The following is a 20,108-nucleotide window of genomic DNA, read 5'->3' as shown; positions in this document are numbered from 1 at the left end:
CAATCTAATAGTTGGAATTCCTACTTTTTGCAACGTTATGATATGAAAAACCCTCAACATTTATAAACTATGCTGAGGGTATATTTGAATGTATTTAGTACTTTCTAACGTTTAGATATATCGACGCTCTCAATTACTTTTTCAACCTCACCAGCTTCGTTAGTAGTTGAGGCTTCAAAACTTTTTAATTCTTTTTCTACTTCAGCTTGTGTGCCTTCAAAAATGATTACTTCAGAAGTTTTTTTGCCTTCTTTTAGGGTAGAATAATTAACTGTTGCTTTTGCTATATCTTTAGATTCTACAGTCATTTCTATAGTAATATCTTCTTCGCTATGAGCTAAGCCTGTTTCTTCAGCATGACCTCCCAAAATTGGGGCAATCACCAAGCCAATTAAACAAGTTAATTTAATTAAAATATTCATTGAGGGTCCAGATGTATCTTTAAAAGGGTCACCAACCGTATCGCCAGTAACTGCGGCTTTATGTGCTTCAGAGCCCTTATAAGTCATCTGTCCATTAATCTCAATTCCCGCTTCAAAAGATTTTTTAGCATTATCCCAAGCTCCACCAGCATTATTTTGAAAGATAGCCCACAGAACACCAGATACTGTAACACCTGCCATATAGCCACCTAGCATTTCTGCGATTGCTAAAGCATCCATTCCAAATAACATGGGTACAAAAGCGATAATTAAGGGAAAGCCAATGGTTAATAAACCAGGTAACATCATTTCTTTTAGGGATGCTTTTGTTGAAATCGCAACACATTTATCGTATTCTGGCTTTCCTGTACTTTCCATAATACCAGGAATCTCTCTAAACTGACGACGGACTTCTTGTACCATTTCCATTGCGGCTTTACCAACAGCATTCATAGCTAATGCAGAGAAGACTACTGGCACCATACCGCCAACAAATAACATGGCTAATACAGGTGCTTTAAAAATATTTATGCCATCAATACCAGTAAAGGTAACGTAAGCCGCAAAGAGCGCAAGTGATGTTAAAGCAGCAGAAGCGATTGCGAAACCTTTTCCCGTGGCTGCTGTTGTATTTCCTACAGAATCTAAGATATCTGTGCGTTCTCTTACAATGGGTTCTTGTTCGCTCATTTCTGCAATACCTCCTGCGTTATCAGAGATTGGCCCAAAAGCATCAATAGCTAATTGCATGGCTGTTGTTGCCATCATTGCTGAAGCTGCCAATGCAACACCGTAGAAGCCAGCAAAAGCATAAGAAGCCCAAATTGCTCCGGCAAATAACAATACTGAAGGAAATGTAGAAATCATGCCTGTGGCTAAGCCTGCTATAATATTAGTTCCTGCTCCTGTAGAGGATTGTTGTACTATTTTTAAGATAGGGCGTTTACCTAAACCTGTATAGTATTCAGTAACAGAAGAAATTACAGCGCCCACAACTAAACCAACTAAGGTGGCATAAAATACGCGCATAGATGAAATTTCTTGTATGCCTTCACCAAAGAAATTCATTAGCATAGTTTCAGGCAACATCCAAGTTACGAGTCCGAAACAAGCTGCAGCAACTAAAATAATTGAGGTCCAGTTACCGATATTTAAAGCACCCATAACCTGAGCTTCTTTGGCATCGTTACTTTTAATTTTTACAAGCATAGTTCCAATAATAGAAATTATAATACCTACACCAGCAATAGCCATTGGTAGTAAAATTGGGCCAATACCTCCAAAAGCATCAGCGATAGATCCTCCCATATCCTTAATAACGTAGTTACCAAGTACCATTGCTGCTAAAACGGTTGCGACATAAGATCCAAATAAATCGGCTCCCATACCAGCCACATCACCTACATTATCACCAACGTTATCAGCAATTGTTGCAGGATTACGTGGGTCATCTTCAGGGATGCCAGCTTCAACTTTACCTACTAAATCTGCACCTACATCGGCAGCTTTCGTGTAAATACCGCCACCAACTCTAGCGAATAATGCTATAGATTCTGCACCAAGAGAGAAACCAGCAAGTGTTTCTAATACAATGGTCATGTCCATAGTATTAGTCCAAAGCCCTCCCATAAACACATGGAAAAATATAATGAAGAAAACGGTGAGGCCTAAAACGGCTAGGCCTGCAACACCAAGTCCCATTACAGTACCACCTCCAAATGAGATTTTTAAAGCATTTGGTAAACTTGTTCGAGCCGCTTGAGTTGTTCTAACATTAGTTTTAGTGGCTATCTTCATTCCAATATTTCCCGCAAATGCAGAAAAAACAGCTCCAAAAATAAAAGCAATAACAATAAGCCAATGGGTGGTTGGCACAATAAATGAAACAATCGCGAGAAGTATACTTACAATAACTACAAAAACAGCAAGAAGTTTGTATTCGGCATTTAAGAAAGCGAGTGCACCTTCATAGATATGATCTGAAATTTCTTTCATTTTACCATCTCCGGCATCTTGTTTCATAACCTGAGCTTGTTTTACAAGCATGTAAATTAATCCTAAAAGTGCCAATGCTATTGGCATATAAATCATCATTGATTCCATATAATATTTATTATTTTGATTAGTTATTAGCTGGGTAAATGTAGTAAAATCCATCATATTTTTACGAAAAAAGCAATATCAATTACTTCAAATTGGTTTTTTTGTAAATGTTAAGTGAAATAAATATGAATTACATATTATTGGTGTTGGCACATATTTTGCTGAAATTATATAATATTTACATTTTTAAATTGTTTAACTGAAACTTCTGTACCTACTCAGTTTTTATTTCATTTAGGTTTTACGGTGAGTAAAAAAAAGAAACCCTTTTACTGTAGTAGCAAAAGGGTTTAATCAATAATATTTTTAGAATGCACTAAATTGTGAATGTGCGTTTCTTTTTGTGTTCACTTTCGTCGTAACGTTTTACACATTCGTGATAAATTTCTACAGCTTCTGCTGCATCTCCCCATCCACCAACATCAACTTTCTTCTTCTCTAAGTCTTTATAGACTCTAAAAAAGTGTTCAATTTCTTTTAATCTGTGTGGATTTAAGTCGCTAATATCTCTATTGTTGCTCCAAATTGGGTCTGAAACTGGTACACAGATAATTTTTTCATCTGGTCCTTTTTCATCTGTCATATGGAATACTCCAATAGGTCTTACTTCCATAACTACCATTGGGTAGGTTGGTTGGTGTCCTAAAACTAAAACATCTAAAGGGTCACTGTCTAATGCTAATGTTTCTGGAATAAAACCGTAATCACCAGGATACATCATAGATGAAAAAAGCATACGATCGAAACGTATTTTATTTAGTGTAAAATCGTATTCGTATTTGTTACGACTTCCTTTAGGTATTTCGATAAGTACATCGAAAGTTAAATCTTCTGTTTCTGACATTTTATAAATTGTATTTGGGTGTTCTGTATTCTTAGAACCGTTATTATATGTTTTGTTACTTCGTAAAGTGCTGCAAAGATAGTATATTGTGTGAGTTAGGCAATTAAATATGTTTTCAGTTTCTAGGCAAAGCGACTTCATAAATAATCTTCATTCTTAAACGATAGGTCTTATTTATAGGGTTGTGCTTTTCTTCTTGAAATAGATTCAGTAATTTCGTTTTTCCCATAATAGACAAAGTAAGGATTCTTATATATATAACCCAAAGTTACCTTTTAACAAATGAATACGCATTTAATACAAGTCATTAATCAACATAAGGAAACTATTAAGGTTTCTATGACACTAAAAGAGGAGTCCAAACGCTTTACAACACTTCTATTTAATGCGTTTTATGATTGTGATACAAATGCAGAGGAAGCATTAAAAGATTTAGAAGCACTTTTTATGTCCATACGAAATATGGCGTGTCCACAAATTAAAAATATGCCATGTAAGCGTTGGGATGATTTTAAAGCTAATATTCCCGATTTATATGCTAGTTTGCAAAAAGATGCTGAAGCCATTTATAATAACGATCCGGCATCTCAGTCTATAGAAGAAATTTACATAGCGTATCCTGGCTTTTTTGCAATTTCCATTTATAGAATGGCAAGAGTGTTTTATAAATTAAATTTGCCTCTAATACCTCGATTAATGACAGAGCACGCACATTGTGTTACAGGTATTGATATTCACCCTGGAGCTAATATTGGGGAATCATTTTTTATAGATCACGGTACAGGAGTTGTAATTGGTGAAACTACAGAAATACATAATAATGTAAAGGTTTACCAAGGAGTAACTTTGGGAGCGTTAACCGTTAAAAAAGATCAGCAAAATTTAAAACGACATCCTACGATAGAACATAATGTTACTATTTATGCTAATGCAACTATTTTGGGAGGCCATACAGTTATTGGATCTCATAGTATTATTGGTGGTAATACATGGTTGACAGAGTCGGTACCTGAAAATTCGATAGTTACACATAAACATCAGGTTGAAATTTATGCAAAAGCAAAAAAATAATATGAACAAGACATTAATAGATCGTATTGGAAATACACCATTGGTGAAATCCATAGCATTAAATGATAATCCAAATGTAAGTTTGTATTTTAAACTTGAAGGTAATAATCCTGGTGGTAGTGTTAAGGATAGGGCAGCTTATAATATGATTAAAAGTGCTTTAGATTCTAAAAAAATTAATGCCTCTACAAAACTTATTGAAGCCACAAGTGGAAACACAGGCATAGCTTTGGCAATGATTGCAAGTGTTTTTAAGTTGCAAATAGAACTTGTAATGCCAGAAACTGCCACAAAAGAACGTGTACAAACGATGCGTGCGTATGGTGCTAAAGTGACTTTGCATCCCGATGGTATTGAAGGAGCCAGAGACTATGCTATTGATAAAGTTGAAAATGAAGGTTATTTTTCCTTTAATCAATTTGCTAACGATGATAATTGGAAAGCGCATTATAAGACTACAGGTCCTGAAATCTGGAGAGATACTGAAGGTGGAATCACACACTTTGTATCTTCTATGGGAACTACAGGCACAATCATGGGAACTTCAACCTTTCTCAAGGAGCAGAATTCAGAGGTAAACATTGTTGGTGTACAACCCACTGATGGCTCTAAAATACCTGGAATTAGAAAGTGGCCATTAGAATATTTGCCCAAGATATTTGAGGCTTCAAAAGTAGATAAAACTATTGAAGTGAGTACGGCAGAGGCTAAAGAGATGTCTCGCAGATTGGCAAAAGAAGAAGGCATCTTAGCAGGCATGAGTAGTGGAGGTGCTACAAGTGCGGCATTAAAATTAATACAAGAACTAAAAAGTGGTATTGTAGTTTGTATTATATGTGACCGAGGTGATCGCTATTTATCTTCAGATTTATTTGAATAGATTGTGGTGATCTAAATGATAAATAATTGTATTAAAAATAAAATCCAAAACTTCCAGTAATACCAAAAGATCTTGCGTCTGTTCGGTCTAGATAATTACCTCTAAAATTAAAATCTAATCTTAGCACTTTAAAAATATTGGCAACACCAAAACTATATTCGTAATACATACGCATATTTGGTGCAATAAGATCGATTTCAGTTGGGAGGCCAGTATGATTTAAAGCCTTATTTTCATCAGAAAGTTCTCCCCAAACACCTCTTAATCCTAGAATAGCTCTAAGGTTGTATTTCTTTAAGAATGGTATACGCGAAAAAATACGACCATTAAAATTGTGTTCTAAGTGTACAGAGCTATAGGTGTCGGTTACAAATTCGTAGTAATCTAATTGTGTAAAGGTATTGTAAATTGAAAAATACGATTGATTACCAGGAACAACACTTAATAAGCTAAGTGGTACTTCACCATAGGTTTTACCTAATTCTACAGAAGTAACTAACCTTCCAAAACCTCCAACTTGCCAAGGTTGTATATATGAAAATTGAACCTTGGTATAATCAAAATCACTGTTAAACCAATCGCGATCTCCACGACTTACCTGAGCAAAAAGTCTAGCAAAATTATCATTCTTATGCTTACGTTCAACTCCAAAACCTGTCATTTGACGTTTTGGGAAATAGCCAAGAGACAATCGCGATTCAAATTGTTCCACTTCAGGTGAAATACCAGTTGCGGATTCTGGGTCATTGTAATCTAAACTAAATGTAGGTGATGCCGAACTTATAGTGCGGAAACTCCCATCGATGCGGACTTCAAAATTTCTGAAGGGCTCTATAGACGCACCAAAATTAGTTAAATTGATATTAGAAAGCTTATCATTAGTCCCAGTGCCTATTACTGCAGAAGAGGCCAAACTACGACCTAGTACATCAGAAGAGCTCGTTAAGCTGGCGCCAATTTGTTCTACATCGCGTCGGTTGCCTCCAAAGATGGTAAATCGACTACGTTTGTCTAATAACCACTTTCCTGAAATACCGTATTTAAATTTGTCATCTTTAAACCCGTAGGCTAAAAATCCTTCGATACGCCATAAATCATTTGGACCAAAATAAGTTCTACCGCCTGTTCTTAAACGAACCCCTTCAACTTCATTATAACCAAAAGTTGAAAAAATAGGACCATAATCTAAGTTAACACTCGGAAACTCTATATAGCCAGATGCCAAAATACTTCCTAAGTTATACAAACGTTTAAATTTCTTAACGGTTTTAAGGGTGTCTAACATTTTATAGACTCCTTTTTCGTCTTTACTTAGTGATTCAAGTCTGTTGTTTTGCCAAAATTCGTCTTCTCTATTGTATACATCTTCATCATAGTTATAAACCACCTTATCATAAAATTTAGGGTCTTTAGGTTGGTCAAACTTGTAATTATCGTAGATGGTGGTTCGTTTTCCATAAATACCTCGAGACATTTCTTTTTTGTTCATGGCAAAATCAGAAAGGAAATAATCGCGTTTTATTAGAAATACAGAATCATTTAATACTTCAAACTCTTGCTCAATATAGATTTCTTTAACCCAATTGATATTCGCACTCTTAGAGGCTTGCAGGTTAATTTCTTTAATAGCGTAGGTCGAATCATTTACCCAAAAATCACCTTTAAAAGTCAGTTCGTTTTTACGCCTTGGATAATAGATAATATTATAACACCATTTGTTGTCAATAAAAGCACTATCAGATAAAACGTAGTTGTACGTTTGTACTCCGGTTCTGCTCAACGGACTTACAAAACTTTTATCGAAGAACTTTAAGTAATTATCGTAGACGTTATATTCTGAATATAAGTCATCTATAAAATCAATAATAATTTGGTTATTGCTAAAACCTGAATTTTTGTTCCCTTTTAATTCTTCGTGTTTTTTGTTAAGGAGGTTATCTCCAGATATTTTCTTAACGGATTCATTTAAGAAAATTGGTAAATAGGTTTTTCCTGTAACATTAGAAGTATCTACTTCATTAAAAACAAATTCCATACCTCTAAAAAGTTTACTCTTTATAAGAGTACTGTCTATGGTATTAAGGTCGAATTCTACTTTTTCGTATTGGTCGTATTCGTATTGTTTAAATTGACTTAGTCCATTTTGTCGTTTGCGCTCCCATATCTTTTTAAGGATGCGTATTGCAGGATTTTCGGAGGCCTTTTTGGATTGTTTGCCTGTAACAATTAGAACTTCGTCTAAAGAAGATGCTTCTTCTTTAAGAACAAAATTTAAATTGTAGTTAACAGATTTGGTTAGGGGTACTTCTAACATTTCAAATCCAATAAAGGAAATGATTAAGTTATCCCATTTATTATCAGATTCTAAATAAAATTTTCCATCCTCGTTAGTGATGGTACCTTCTGTAGAACCTTTAAATAAAACATTTACAAATGGGATTGGTACATTGTTTTCATCAACAACATGACCGCTAACTTTTGTCTGCGCTACTGCAGAAAAAAATCCGAGAATTAGAAAAGGGATAAGTAGTTTTAGTTTCATATTAAAAAAATAAACTTCATCAACAACCATGCTAAACTTACGCTAGAGGGTTACGAATGAAGTTTACTAAACGCAGAAATCTGCAATTTATTTATTTATACATTACTTTTTTCACTGCTTTAACAACATCGTCACTGTTTGGCAACCATTCTGCTAGTAAAACAGGTGAATAAGGGGCAGGTGTGTCTGCGGTGTTTATTTTAATAATTGGTGCGTCTAAATAATCAAATGCTTCAGATTGTACTAAGTATGTAATTTCAGTAGCAACATTTCCAAATGGCCATGCTTCTTCTAAAATAACTAAACGATTAGTCTTTTTAACGGACTTTAAAATTGCAGCTCTATCCATTGGACGTACAGTACGTAAATCGATAATTTCGCAAGATATACCGTCTTTTTCTAGTTCGTCTGCAGCTTTGTAAGCTTCTTTAATGATTTTTCCAAAAGATACGATAGTAACATCTGAACCTTCACGTTTAATATCTGCAACTCCTATTGGTAATACATATTCTCCTTCTGGGACTTCACCTTTATCTCCATACATTTGCTCACTTTCCATAAAAATTACAGGATCGTCATCTCTAATAGCAGCTTTTAATAAACCTTTTGCATCATATGGATTTGATGGTACTACTACTTTTAAACCAGGAGTATTGGCAAACCAATTTTCAAAGGCTTGTGAGTGTGTTGCACCTAATTGACCTGCCGAAGCTGTTGGGCCTCTAAAAACAATAGGGCATTTAAATTGGCCACCAGACATTTGTCTAATTTTGGCTGCATTATTAATAATTTGGTCAATACCAACTAAAGAGAAGTTAAACGTCATATATTCTACAATTGGTCTGTTTCCAGTCATTGTAGAGCCTATGGCAATACCTGCGAAACCAAGTTCAGCAATAGGAGTATCTATAACACGTTTTGCGCCAAATTCGTCTAACATACCTTTAGATGCTTTATAGGCACCATTATATTCTGCTACTTCTTCACCCATAAGATAAACACTCTCATCTCTGCGCATTTCTTCGCTCATGGCTTCACAAATAGCTTCTCTAAATTGAATTGTCTTCATTTTTCTGTTTTTAGTCGAGTAGCAAAAATAATAATTCTATACTATATATGACCACTAAAAGTAACGTGAAAATGTAAAAATTTATGAAGATTTATTTTTTTTCTGATTTATGAGATTTTCATTGAAGGTCTTTTCATTTAACGAGACTTAAATTGTCGTCGAATTATCAAAATATCTTTGAATTTTTGAAAAATCAATAGTTTAATGAGAAAATATTGAGTTTTTTTAAAAAATACTATGCGTGCATAGTAAAATTCAAATTATTATTTTTATCTTCGTACACAAGAAAAAGACGTTTAAAGTAAATCATTTTTATATGAAAATATTAGTATGTATTAGTCATGTACCTGATACAACATCAAAGATTAATTTTACGGATAATGACACAAAGTTTGACACAAATGGTGTTCAATATGTGATTAATCCTAATGACGAATTTGGTCTAACACGTGCCATGTGGTTTAAAGAAAAGCAAGGTGCCAGTGTAGACGTTGTCAATGTTGGTGGACCAGAAACTGAGCCAACATTAAGAAAAGCGTTAGCCATAGGAGCCGATTCTGCCATAAGAGTAAACACACCAGCTACCGATGGTTATGCTGTGGCTAAACAATTAGCTAAAGTAGTAAATGATGGTGGTTATGACTTAGTTATTGCAGGTAGAGAATCTATTGATTATAATGGTAATATGGTACCAGGAATGTTGGCAGCTATGATTGATGCCAATTTTGTAACCAATTGTATCAGTCTTGAGGTTGATGGTACAAGCGCTAAAGCTACTAGAGAAATTGATGGAGGTAAAGAAACCGTAAGCACATCGCTACCTTTAGTCATTGGTGGTCAAAAAGGTTTGGTTGAGGAAAGTGATTTGCGTATACCAAATATGAGAGGTATTATGATGGCTCGTAAAAAGCCATTATCTGTTGTAGAACCAACAGAGACTAACGCAGAAACTAATGTAGTAAGTTTTGAAAAGCCAGCTCCAAAAGGTGCTGTTAAATTAGTTGATGCCGATAATATTGATGAATTAGTAAGTTTACTTCATAACGAAGCTAAAGTTATCTAATATGTCATTTCTGCGAAGGCAGAAATTTACTAATAAATTATAATAAAATAGATTCTTGCTTTGGCAGGAATGAAAAAATTAAAAGTTATGTCAATTCTAGTATATACAGAATCCGAAAACGGAAAATTAAAAAAGGCAGCGTTAGAAGTGGTGTCATACGCTAAAGCTGTTGCAGACCAAATGGGTACCTCAGTAACCGCTGTCGCTGTTAATGCCGATAACGCAGAAACACTTGGTAACTACGGTGCGTCTAAAGTACTTTTGGTTAAAGACGAATCTATACAAGCATTCAATGCTAAAAAATATGCAGCTATTTTAGAAAGTGCCGCAAAAAATGAAGGCGCAAAAGTTGTAGTAGTTAGCGCAAGTGCAAATAGTAAATATTTAGCACCTTTATTGGCTGTTGGGTTAGGTGCAGGTTATGTCTCTAATGTCGTGGCAGCGCCATCTAGCGTGTCACCATTTACAGTAAAACATTCTACGTTTACAAATAAAGCTTTTGCGAATACAGAAATTACAACCGATGTGAAAATTGTAGGTTTATCTAATAATTCTTTTGGATTAGTAGAGTCTGATGGTAGTGCTTCTGTTGAAGATTTTTCTCCTTCAGTACCAGAATCTGGCGTTACTGTAGAGTCTGTAGATAAGGCTACGGATAAAGTGAGTATTGCTGATGCTGAAATTGTAGTATCTGGTGGACGAGGCTTAAAAGGTCCTGAGAATTGGGGAATGGTTGAGGAATTAGCAGAAGTTTTAGGTGCAGCTACCGCATGTTCTAAACCAGTATCTGATTTAGGTTGGAGGCCACATAGCGAGCATGTTGGGCAAACAGGTAAACCAGTAGCATCTAATTTATATATTGCTATTGGGATTTCTGGAGCAATTCAGCATTTGGCAGGTATCAATTCTTCAAAAGTAAAAGTCGTTATCAATACAGATCCTGAAGCACCGTTTTTTAAGGCTGCAGACTACGGAGTTGTTGGAGATGCGTTTGAAGTTGTACCAAAATTAATCGAAAAATTAAAAGCTTTTAAAGCAGCAAACGCATAATTTTATTACCTTGTAGTCTTCAATACCAAATTGTATTATGAAGATAAGGTATTAATAAGGACTGTTTAAATTTAGAAACTCTCTTGTGGACTTGCATTTTATAATGCGTCACAAGAAAATTAGCCAAATCTGCTCAATGCAGTTGGTAAAGTCCAAATTTAAACAGTTCTTTGTGTTTTATAAATTATGAGTTTAGTTCGTTTAAATATCAAAGGCATTTCTTATAGTCAAACCCAGAATGGTGCCTATGCTTTAATTCTTAATGAAGTTGATGGTGACCGAAAATTACCAATAGTTATTGGTGCCTTTGAAGCACAATCTATTGCTATAGCTTTGGAAAAAGAAATTCGTCCTCCACGTCCTTTAACTCACGATTTATTTAAAAACTTCTCAGATAGATTCGATATTGTTGTTAAGCAAGTTATTATTCATAAGTTGGTGGATGGAGTTTTCTATTCAAGTTTAATTTGCGAACGCGATAAAATTGAAGAAATTATCGATGCGAGAACAAGTGATGCCATTGCCTTGGCTTTACGTTTTCAAGCCCCTATATTTACCTATAAAAATATATTGGATAAAGCAGGAATCTATCTTAAAGTCAATCCTAAAAAGGAAGACGAAGAAGACCAAGATAGCATTCTTGTTGATGATCTTATTGTCGAAGAAATTGAAGCAGCTTCAGCTGAACAAGAAGGCTATAAAAATAAATCTCTCACAGAACTTAATGCACTCTTAGAAGAAGCGGTAAATAATGAAGATTATGAATTAGCTGCTAAAATAAGAGATGAAATTTCTAAACGCTAACTAACACTTTATTACATATGAATCAGTTTTTCAAGGCTTTTCTGGCTATATTTCTTGCGCTTTCGTCAACAACAGCTCAGGAACTTGAAAAAACATGGGAGTCTACATCTTCCGAAAGCAACTATTCTACATTAGAATTTAATCAAGGTGAGTTTAATTTCTCTTCAAAATCGGCTAATGATTTAGAAGGGGATTATATGTATCAAAATAACTTATTGGTATTGTATCTCAACGATTCTTTAAATTCTATTAAACGTTACAAAATCTCAGAACTTACAGATTCTACCTTAGTGTTTTCGGGTCATAATATGCGTTATAACTTGGTGGCTGCTAAAGAAACAGTACAGGAGGAGGTTGCTACTACTAGTGTGGTTAACGATAATATTATTCCCAATCAAGGTTTCTCTTTTAATAGTTTGTGGCGAGGGATTTTAGGTATGGCATCGTTAATTCTTATCGCATTTTTATTTAGTAGTAATCGTAAAGCTATTAACTGGAAAACAGTTGGGATTGGACTATTATTTCAATTAATTATAGCTATTGGTGTCTTAAAAATCGATTTTGTAAAAACAGCTTTTGAGTTTATTGGTCAAGGCTTTATTGCCATCTTAGGGTTTACGCAAGCAGGTAGCGAATTCTTATTTGGTGGTATGTTAGATATTAATTCATTTGGATTTATCTTTGCTTTTCAAGTACTGCCAACAATTATATTTTTCTCAGCTTTAACATCAGTGCTGTTTTACTTAGGACTGATTCAAAAAGTGGTAAAAGGTATGGGATGGTTATTGTCTAAAGTTTTAGGTATTTCTGGTCCAGAAAGTTTAAGTGTTGCTGGTAATATTTTCTTAGGGCAAACTGAAGCTCCTTTGCTGATAAAGGCTTATTTAGAAAAAATGAATAAGTCTGAAATTCTCCTTGTTATGATTGGTGGTATGGCTACGGTAGCAGGTGCTGTATTAGCGGCATATATAGGTTTCTTAGGAGGTGAAGACGAAGCTTTACAATTATTTTATGCAAAACATTTATTAGCCGCTTCTGTTATGGCAGCTCCTGGTGCTATTGTAATTTCAAAAATATTATTTCCGCAAACAGAAAAAGTGAATACAGATGTAGCGGTATCTCAAGAAAAAATAGGATCTAATATCTTAGAAGCCATTGCTAATGGAACCACTGAAGGTTTAAGATTAGCTGTGAATGTTGGTGCCATGTTGTTGGTTTTTGTTGCTTTTATAGCTATGATCAACGGGATATTAGGTGGTATAGCAGGATATGATGGTATTGTTATTGAAAAATGGAATGTGAATTGGCATTTTACATCTTTGAATGAAATTATTGCGGCCAACACAGTGTATGATAGCTTGTCTTTAGAATTTCTTTTAGGCTATTTATTTGCACCATTAATGTGGTTAATAGGAGTGGCTTCTGAAGATATGGCTTTAATGGGGCAATTGCTAGGAATTAAATTAGCAGCTAGTGAGTTTATTGGCTATATACAGTTAGCAGATTTAAAAAATGCAGCAAATGCTACACACCTTACTTACGAAAAGTCGATAATTATGGCGACTTATATGCTATGTGGTTTTGCAAATTTTGCGTCCATTGGTATCCAAATTGGAGGGATAGGATCATTGGCACCAGGTCAACGTACACAATTATCTAAATTTGGAATGAAAGCATTAATCGGAGGTACGCTGGCGTCTTTAATTTCTGCAACTATTGCAGGTATGATTATTGGTTAAAAGCCTCATCAATTCCCAAGGAGGAACGTAAGCATTCGTAATTTATTTGTTAATAAATATCTGATCTCTGTTATGATTTGTTTTAAGTCAATGAGATTGCTTAAATTCGTTCCTATAAAATTTTATTAAACACAATACAGTTTCTTCTCTTTTGGAAGACTGAATAAAGGCTTTATGAAACAATACCACGACTTAGTAAAACACGTTTTAGCAGAAGGTAACGAAAAAGGAGATAGAACAGGAACTGGTACCATCAGCGTTTTTGGTTACCAAATGCGTTTCGATTTGAGTGAGGGTTTCCCAATGGTTACAACAAAAAAACTCCATCTAAAATCTATTATTTACGAATTGCTTTGGTTTTTAAAAGGAGATACTAACACCCAATATTTAACCGAAAATGGTGTTAGAATCTGGAACGAATGGGCAGATGAAAACGGTGATCTTGGACCTGTATATGGACATCAATGGAGAAATTGGGCTAGTGAAGATATAGATCAGATTAAAGAAGTTATTGCCACCTTAAAGAACAATCCAAATAGTCGTAGAATGCTGGTTTCAGCTTGGAACCCTTCAGTTTTACCTGATACTTCTAAATCGTTTGCTGAGAATGTTGCTAATGGAAAAGCGGCCTTACCACCATGTCATGCTTTTTTTCAGTTTTATGTGGCTAATGGCAAATTATCTTGTCAACTCTACCAACGTAGTGCAGATATATTTTTAGGTGTCCCTTTTAATATTGCATCTTACGCCTTGTTTACAATGATGATGGCCCAAGTCTGTGGTTACGAGGCAGGTGAATTTATCCACACCTTTGGGGATGCTCATATTTATAATAATCATAAGGAGCAACTAGAGTTACAATTATCTAGAGAGCTTAGGCCTTTGCCAAAAATGATTCTGAATCCAGAAGTAAAAGATATTTTCGATTTTAAATTTGAAGATTTTACACTGGTCGATTATAATCCACATCCACATATTAAAGGTAAAGTGGCAATCTAAATTTCCATAATGAGACACCTATTTTTTATAGTTACTTTCTTTTGCGGCTTATGTTTAAGTGCACAAGATATTGATAACGCAACCTACCCTGTTTATAAAGGTTGTAGTAAAGAATTAAATTTTGAAGAAACAAAACAGTGCACTTCAGATAAAATTATAGATTATATTAAGGTTAGTTTTAATTATGAACTCGCCGATAAAGTGTTTCCAACGGCATTAACAACCAAGTTTCTTGTAGAATTCACCATTAATAAGAAAGGAAAAACAGAGCAAATAAATGTAAAAGCACATCATAAAGCGATTGCAGTAGATGTTATTCAGTTAATAAAGCGGATGCCAAAATTTAAAGTTCCAGGGACTAGCAACGGCGAACCTTCAGAGACGCGCTTTAGTGCTTTAATGACTATTAGGTTATTAGGCTAAGCGAGTAAAGGTATACACCTAATAAAAGAAATATTATGTAAAAAGAAAGGGCTTTCAAAATAAAGAGAGCCCTTTTTATATAATGCTATTTAATTGCGATGTCTTATAAAGTGATAACACAATTTTCTTCTCCTGCATAGGCGTTAAATGCATAAGAATCCGCTTGATCATCATTAGTATACGTACCATCTATAAGATATCTAAATTCGTAAGATGCGTCTTTTGCTAAATCTAGAGTACCTTTAAATGTACCGTTTTTTAATTTCTTTAATTCAGTAGCTTCAGTATTCCACTCATTAAAAGTTCCAACAACCGCTACACTTTTTGCCTCTTCTGCAGGTACAGAAAATGTTACCTTACAAACGGGCTTACTCTTTAAATACTGTTTTTTAATTGCCATAATGATATAAAATATAGATTTATGTATAGTACAAAAGTATAAAAGAAATCGATGATTATTTTTGTTAAATCCTTAAAAACTAAATAATTATCAATTTCTTAATCTAGGATTTAATTTTTGTTTAAGAATATAAAATATATAGGCTTAAATTATTGTATTAATAACAGGAGTTGGTGTTGCTTTACTGTTGATTATCAGTTATTTCGTTTTAATTGAAGAAGAATTACTAATCTCTTGAAATCCCAATAACAATTTTCTAAAAAAACAAGTATCTTTATCTTATTAAATCACGATTATGTTTGGCAAAAAGAAGCAAGCAACGACAATAGATAAAGACCAGTTAGAGCTCATTGAAAATGCGCAAAAACGTATTAAACAAAAGAAGCGTTTATATATTCACTTTGTCATTTTTTTAATTGGTGCCTTATTTTTAATACTAGCAAACACGGTTTTAAAAATTGGAGAAACATTTAGACCTGCTGGAGTTGATTGGTTTGTGTATGCTATCTTAGTTTGGTTTTTTCTGTTTATCTACCATTTTATTAGTGTGTTTATTACGCATAAATTTATGGGCAAAGATTGGGAGAAACAACAGTTAGAAAAATTGGTGAGCCAACAAGAGAATCGCATAGAAAAGTTAAAACAAAATTTAATCAAAGAAGAAACTAAAATTGCACAAACCCAAGCTTATACAGAAGTGAAAGACAAAACCGATACACATCAAAAAAAAAAGACATCTGAATTAACGATTATCGTAGCAGCAGGCGAGGATAATGCCATAGGTAAAGACAACGATTTAATTTGGCATCTCAGTGATGACCTTAAACACTTTAAATCTTTAACAAATGGGCATCATATTATAATGGGGAGAAAAACGTTTGAAAGCTTCCCAAAACCGTTGCCAAATCGTACACATATTGTTATTACAAGACAAACCGACTATAAAGTGCCGAGTGGTGTTATTGTTGTAAATTCGCTTAACGATGCATTAGATGCAGCTAGATCTGATAAACAACCGTTTGTAATTGGCGGAGGCGAAATTTACAAGCAAGCAATGCCTTTAGTAGATAAGCTTGAAATAACACGTGTCCACGCCGAGTTTGATAATGCCGATACGTTTTTTCCAGAAATAGATAAAACAAAATGGCAAGAGGTTAGTAGAACTACACACGATGCTGATGAAAAGCATGCTTATGCATTTTCATTTATAACATATCTAAAGATATAAGAAAATGAAATTTATACAGTATTTGTTTTTTACAGTATTTGTTTTTCTTAAAATGACAGCCAAAAAAACACCCTAAATTTGAAAGAAGTTAGGGTGTTTTTTTGATTTGTATTGCGATAATCCAATTAAACTTCAAAAGCAGCTTTTACTTTATCAACATAATCTAACTTTTCCCATGTAAATAATTCTACATCTAAAGTTATAGGTTCACCGTTAGGTTGTTCAAATGATTTACGCACTACTTCATGCTGTCTCCCCATGTGTCCATATGCAGCAGTTTCGCTATACATTGGCTGACGTAGCTTTAAACGCTCTTCAATAAAAGCTGGTCGCATATCAAATAAATTTTCAACTGTTTTAGCAATTTCACCATCTGTTAAATTAAAATGACAAGTACCATAGGTATCTATAAAAATACCCATAGGTTTAGCAACACCAATAGCATAAGAAACTTGTACTAAAACTTGGTCGCATAAACCTGCTGCAACTAAATTTTTAGCAATATGTCTGGTTGCGTATGCTGCACTACGGTCTACTTTACTTGGGTCTTTTCCTGAAAAAGCACCACCTCCGTGTGCCCCTTTTCCTCCATAGGTATCAACAATAATTTTTCTACCAGTTAAACCTGTATCTCCGTGTGGTCCTCCAATAACAAACTTACCCGTTGGGTTAATGTGATAGGTTATATCATCATTAAATAATTGCTGAATATGTTCAGGTAATTTAGCGATGACTCTAGGAATTAAAATGTCGATAATATCCTTTCTAATTTTGGCTAACATTACATCATCAGTATCAAACTCATCATGTTGTGTAGACACTACAATAGCATCAATACGTTGTGGTACATTATCGTCACTATATTCTATAGTAACCTGGCTTTTAGAATCTGGACGTAAATAGGTAATATCATTATTTTCACGACGCAGCTCTGCTAACTCTTTTAATATCCTATGAGATAAGTCTAAAGCCAAAGGCATAAAGTTTTCCGTTTCGTTAGTGGCATAACCAAACATCATTCCTTGGTCACCAGCACCTTGCTCTTCTTTAGTAGCTCTGTCTACACCACGATTAATCTCTTCAGACTGCTCATGGATTGCAGAAAATACTCCACAAGAATTACCGTCAAACATATAGGCGCTTTTGGTATACCCAATTTTGTTTATGGTATCCCTTGCAATTTTTTGCACGTCGAGATAGGTGTTCGATTTTACTTCACCTGCAAGTACAACCTGTCCTGTGGTTACTAAGGTTTCACATGCAACTTTAGATTCTGGGTCGAAAGCTAAAAAGTTATCGATTAGAGCATCACTAATTTGATCTGCTACTTTGTCTGGGTGTCCTTCAGATACACTTTCTGAAGTAAATAAATATGGCATAAGTCCTATTTGTTTAGGTTATATTTAATCAACGAAAAATTTTAGATTGCTTGGTCGCTAGAGAAGTAGTATCCTTACTGCTTTAGCATTTTTTGTTTCAGCTGAAGTTAATTCAGCGTCAGAGGTTGCAATCAGAACAAATTTTTCCTCTCAAATTTGAAGGTACAAAAGTAGAAAAATTATATTGAAAGCAATTTTATTTCAGTTTTTTTATGATTTAATTTGGTTTTTGAATTATTTTGGAAGCTTATATTAATTATGACGTTTAAGAGATATCTTTCCTTATCATAATCGCAATAGAGACTAGAAGGTTTACTTGGTGGTTAATTTGAAGTATAGTTTTTGAAAATGAGCTGTTTCTAAATCGATGTTTTTTAAGTTTCTATGGTCCTTAATCGTTATTTTTGTAAAAAACGAGTTATGAAACTAGTGTATATTCTATTCCCTCTTGTCATATTGACATGTTTATTTAATTGTAGTTCTAACGATTCTAATGAAGAGGTTGTTGAAGAGAATTTGGAGTTAACGGCAGTTTCAGAATTTTCTGCAAATAGTGAATCCCAGTCTATTTATGTAATCTCTAATTTAGAGTGGATGGTTGAAGATAATTCTAGTTGGATTTCTACAACACCAAATAGTGGAACTAATAATGGATTGATTGCAATTTCTGTAGACGAGAATTTAACTGAAAGTAACCGTTCAGGAGTTGTAACGGTTTCAGGTGGCAGTGTATCAAGACAACTTACCGTGACACAACGAGCATTTGAAGAAGGTTTAGGTGAATTAGACCCTAATAAATCACCTTCAGAAAATTTCGATTTATCAACTTGGAATTTAAGTATTCCTGAAGATCAAGGAAATGGTACAGCGACCACAATAACGGTGAGTCAAATAAATAACAACTATGAAAATTCCAACTATTTTTACACTGCAGAAGATGGAGGTATGGTGTTTAAATGTCCCGTAGATGGTTTTAGAACTTCAGAAAATACAAGTTATACCAGAGTAGAACTTCGCGAAATGCTTAGAGGTACAAATACTAGCATTAGTACGCAAGGAGTCAATGGTAATAACTGGGTATTTGGCTCTGCACCTGAGACAGATAAATTAGCTGCGGCAGGTTATGATGGAGAAATGACTGCTACGCTTGCCGTAAACCATGTAACTACTACAGGAAATAGTAATCACCAAGGTAGAGTCATCATTGGGCAGATCCACGCTAATAATGACGAACCTGTACGTATTTATTATAGAAAATTGGTGAACAATACATTGGGTTCAATTTATTTTGCTCACGAACCTACCGATGGAAATGGTGAGGAACAATGGTACGAAATGATTGGATCTAGAAGTAGTAGTGCGTCTAATCCTTCTGACGGCATTGCGCTGAACGAAGTTTTTACTTATAATATTAAGGTGGTTGCTGATGTTTTAACAGTGACAATTAGTAGAGAAGGAAAACCAGATATTGTTGAAACAGTAAATATGGTTAACAGTGGTTTTAATGTTGGTGGACAGTATATGTATTTTAAAGCAGGCGTGTATCAAGGAAACAACTCTGGAGAGGATGATGACTACGTACAAGCAACATTTTATGCTTTAGAAAAAACACACACTACAAATTAGCATAACGATTTTAAAATACTTATAATAGCATAATGCTGTCAAAGAAAACAAAATACGGAATTAAAGCTTTAGTGCATCTAGCACGACAAGAAGATAGGCAACCTGTTCAGATATCTACGATATCCACATCAGAGAATATATCTCGAAAATTTCTAGAAAGTATTTTACTTACACTAAGAAAAAACGGTATCCTCGGCTCAAAAAAGGGTAAAGGCGGTGGTTATTATTTATTAAAGGATCCTAAAGAAATTCCGATGACCACTGTGATGCGCCTATTAGAAGGACCGATTGCAATGGTGCCTTGTGTAAGCTTAAATTTTTACGAAAAATGCGCCGATTGTATAGATGAAGAGACCTGTGCAGTAAATAAACTAATGCTTCAGGTTCGAGATAATACTTTAGAAATATTCAGAAATACAACCTTGGCCGATTTGTCTAATTAGTACATTCTTATTTTTTTAATCTT

17 protein-coding genes are annotated in these 20,108 nt (G+C 34.4%); 11 read left to right on the top strand and 6 right to left on the bottom strand.

The genetic code is table 11. The features are described 5' to 3' along the window. Positions 1–104 precede the first annotated feature (104 nt). Positions 105–2,525 (bottom strand): sodium-translocating pyrophosphatase, encoded by a 2,421-nt coding sequence (locus C8N41_RS00525; RefSeq protein WP_115838750.1) that lies wholly within the window; start codon positions 2,523–2,525, stop codon positions 105–107. Between the two features lie 316 nt (positions 2,526–2,841). Then, positions 2,842–3,369 carry an inorganic diphosphatase gene (locus tag C8N41_RS00520; protein WP_092446627.1) on the bottom strand — a complete coding sequence of 176 codons (528 nt, stop codon included), beginning with the start codon at positions 3,367–3,369 and terminating at the stop codon, positions 2,842–2,844. 282 nt (positions 3,370–3,651) lie between these two features. Between C8N41_RS00520 and epsC the strand changes: the two genes are divergently transcribed. Together epsC and cysM are read left to right on the top strand one after the other, a co-directional pair. Next, entirely contained in the window at positions 3,652–4,440 is a 789-nt protein-coding gene (epsC, locus tag C8N41_RS00515) for a serine O-acetyltransferase EpsC (protein WP_115837717.1), read from the top strand. Between the two features lies 1 nt (position 4,441). Continuing rightward, positions 4,442–5,320 carry a cysteine synthase CysM gene (cysM, locus tag C8N41_RS00510; protein ID WP_115838749.1) on the top strand — a complete coding sequence of 293 codons (879 nt, stop codon included), beginning with the start codon at positions 4,442–4,444 and terminating at the stop codon, positions 5,318–5,320. 31 nt (positions 5,321–5,351) lie between these two features. On the opposite strand, the gene C8N41_RS00505 is transcribed toward cysM, so the two are convergent. Beyond that, entirely contained in the window at positions 5,352–7,862 is a 2,511-nt protein-coding gene (locus tag C8N41_RS00505; RefSeq protein ID WP_115838748.1) for a DUF5686 family protein, read from the bottom strand. A 91-nt stretch (positions 7,863–7,953) separates the two neighbouring features. Beyond that, positions 7,954–8,931 (bottom strand): pyruvate dehydrogenase complex E1 component subunit beta, encoded by a 978-nt coding sequence (locus C8N41_RS00500; RefSeq protein WP_092446630.1) that lies wholly within the window; start codon positions 8,929–8,931, stop codon positions 7,954–7,956. Between the two features lie 316 nt (positions 8,932–9,247). Here C8N41_RS00500 and C8N41_RS00495 point away from each other — a divergent pair, with 316 nt between their 5' ends. The 6 genes from C8N41_RS00495 to C8N41_RS00470 all read left to right on the top strand — a co-directional run bounded on the left by C8N41_RS00495 (position 9,248) and on the right by C8N41_RS00470 (position 15,009). After that, positions 9,248–9,994 carry an electron transfer flavoprotein subunit beta/FixA family protein gene (locus C8N41_RS00495; protein WP_115837716.1) on the top strand — a complete coding sequence of 249 codons (747 nt, stop codon included), beginning with the start codon at positions 9,248–9,250 and terminating at the stop codon, positions 9,992–9,994. 87 nt (positions 9,995–10,081) lie between these two features. Next, positions 10,082–11,044, top strand: coding sequence for an electron transfer flavoprotein subunit alpha/FixB family protein (locus C8N41_RS00490; protein ID WP_115838747.1), 963 nt, complete (start codon positions 10,082–10,084; stop codon positions 11,042–11,044). Between the two features lie 186 nt (positions 11,045–11,230). Then, entirely contained in the window at positions 11,231–11,848 is a 618-nt protein-coding gene (locus C8N41_RS00485; protein WP_092446631.1) for a bifunctional nuclease family protein, read from the top strand. Between the two features lie 17 nt (positions 11,849–11,865). Beyond that, on the top strand, positions 11,866–13,587 hold the full coding sequence (locus C8N41_RS00480) for a NupC/NupG family nucleoside CNT transporter (RefSeq protein WP_115837714.1): 1,722 nt from the start codon (positions 11,866–11,868) through the stop codon (positions 13,585–13,587). A 174-nt stretch (positions 13,588–13,761) separates the two neighbouring features. Beyond that, positions 13,762–14,586, top strand: a complete 825-nt coding sequence (locus C8N41_RS00475; protein ID WP_115837712.1) for a thymidylate synthase — start codon at positions 13,762–13,764, stop codon at positions 14,584–14,586. Between the two features lie 9 nt (positions 14,587–14,595). Next, positions 14,596–15,009 carry a hypothetical protein gene (locus tag C8N41_RS00470; RefSeq protein WP_092446634.1) on the top strand — a complete coding sequence of 138 codons (414 nt, stop codon included), beginning with the start codon at positions 14,596–14,598 and terminating at the stop codon, positions 15,007–15,009. Between the two features lie 103 nt (positions 15,010–15,112). On the opposite strand, the gene C8N41_RS00465 is transcribed toward C8N41_RS00470, so the two are convergent. After that, positions 15,113–15,409, bottom strand: a complete 297-nt coding sequence (locus C8N41_RS00465) for an isoamylase early set domain-containing protein (RefSeq protein ID WP_115837710.1) — start codon at positions 15,407–15,409, stop codon at positions 15,113–15,115. A 295-nt stretch (positions 15,410–15,704) separates the two neighbouring features. Between C8N41_RS00465 and C8N41_RS00460 the strand changes: the two genes are divergently transcribed. Next, on the top strand, positions 15,705–16,637 hold the full coding sequence (locus C8N41_RS00460; protein WP_115837708.1) for a dihydrofolate reductase: 933 nt from the start codon (positions 15,705–15,707) through the stop codon (positions 16,635–16,637). Positions 16,638–16,762: 125 nt separating this feature from the next. Here the strand turns inward: C8N41_RS00460 and metK are convergent, their stop codons facing one another. After that, positions 16,763–18,016, bottom strand: a complete 1,254-nt coding sequence (metK, locus tag C8N41_RS00455) for a methionine adenosyltransferase (protein WP_115837706.1) — start codon at positions 18,014–18,016, stop codon at positions 16,763–16,765. Positions 18,017–18,436: 420 nt separating this feature from the next. Here metK and C8N41_RS00450 point away from each other — a divergent pair, with 420 nt between their 5' ends. Together C8N41_RS00450 and C8N41_RS00445 are read left to right on the top strand one after the other, a co-directional pair. Continuing rightward, positions 18,437–19,642, top strand: a complete 1,206-nt coding sequence (locus C8N41_RS00450; RefSeq protein WP_249033207.1) for a polysaccharide lyase family 7 protein — start codon at positions 18,437–18,439, stop codon at positions 19,640–19,642. 32 nt (positions 19,643–19,674) lie between these two features. Next, positions 19,675–20,085, top strand: coding sequence for an RrF2 family transcriptional regulator (locus C8N41_RS00445; RefSeq protein ID WP_092446639.1), 411 nt, complete (start codon positions 19,675–19,677; stop codon positions 20,083–20,085). The last annotated feature ends 23 nt before the right edge of the window (positions 20,086–20,108 follow it).

This window comes from Winogradskyella sediminis, assembly GCF_003387355.1.
Taxonomy (GTDB): Bacteria; Bacteroidota; Bacteroidia; order Flavobacteriales; family Flavobacteriaceae; genus Winogradskyella; species Winogradskyella sediminis.
Note: the sequence above shows the minus strand (reverse complement) of the source record. Positions and strands in the feature narration are given on the sequence as shown.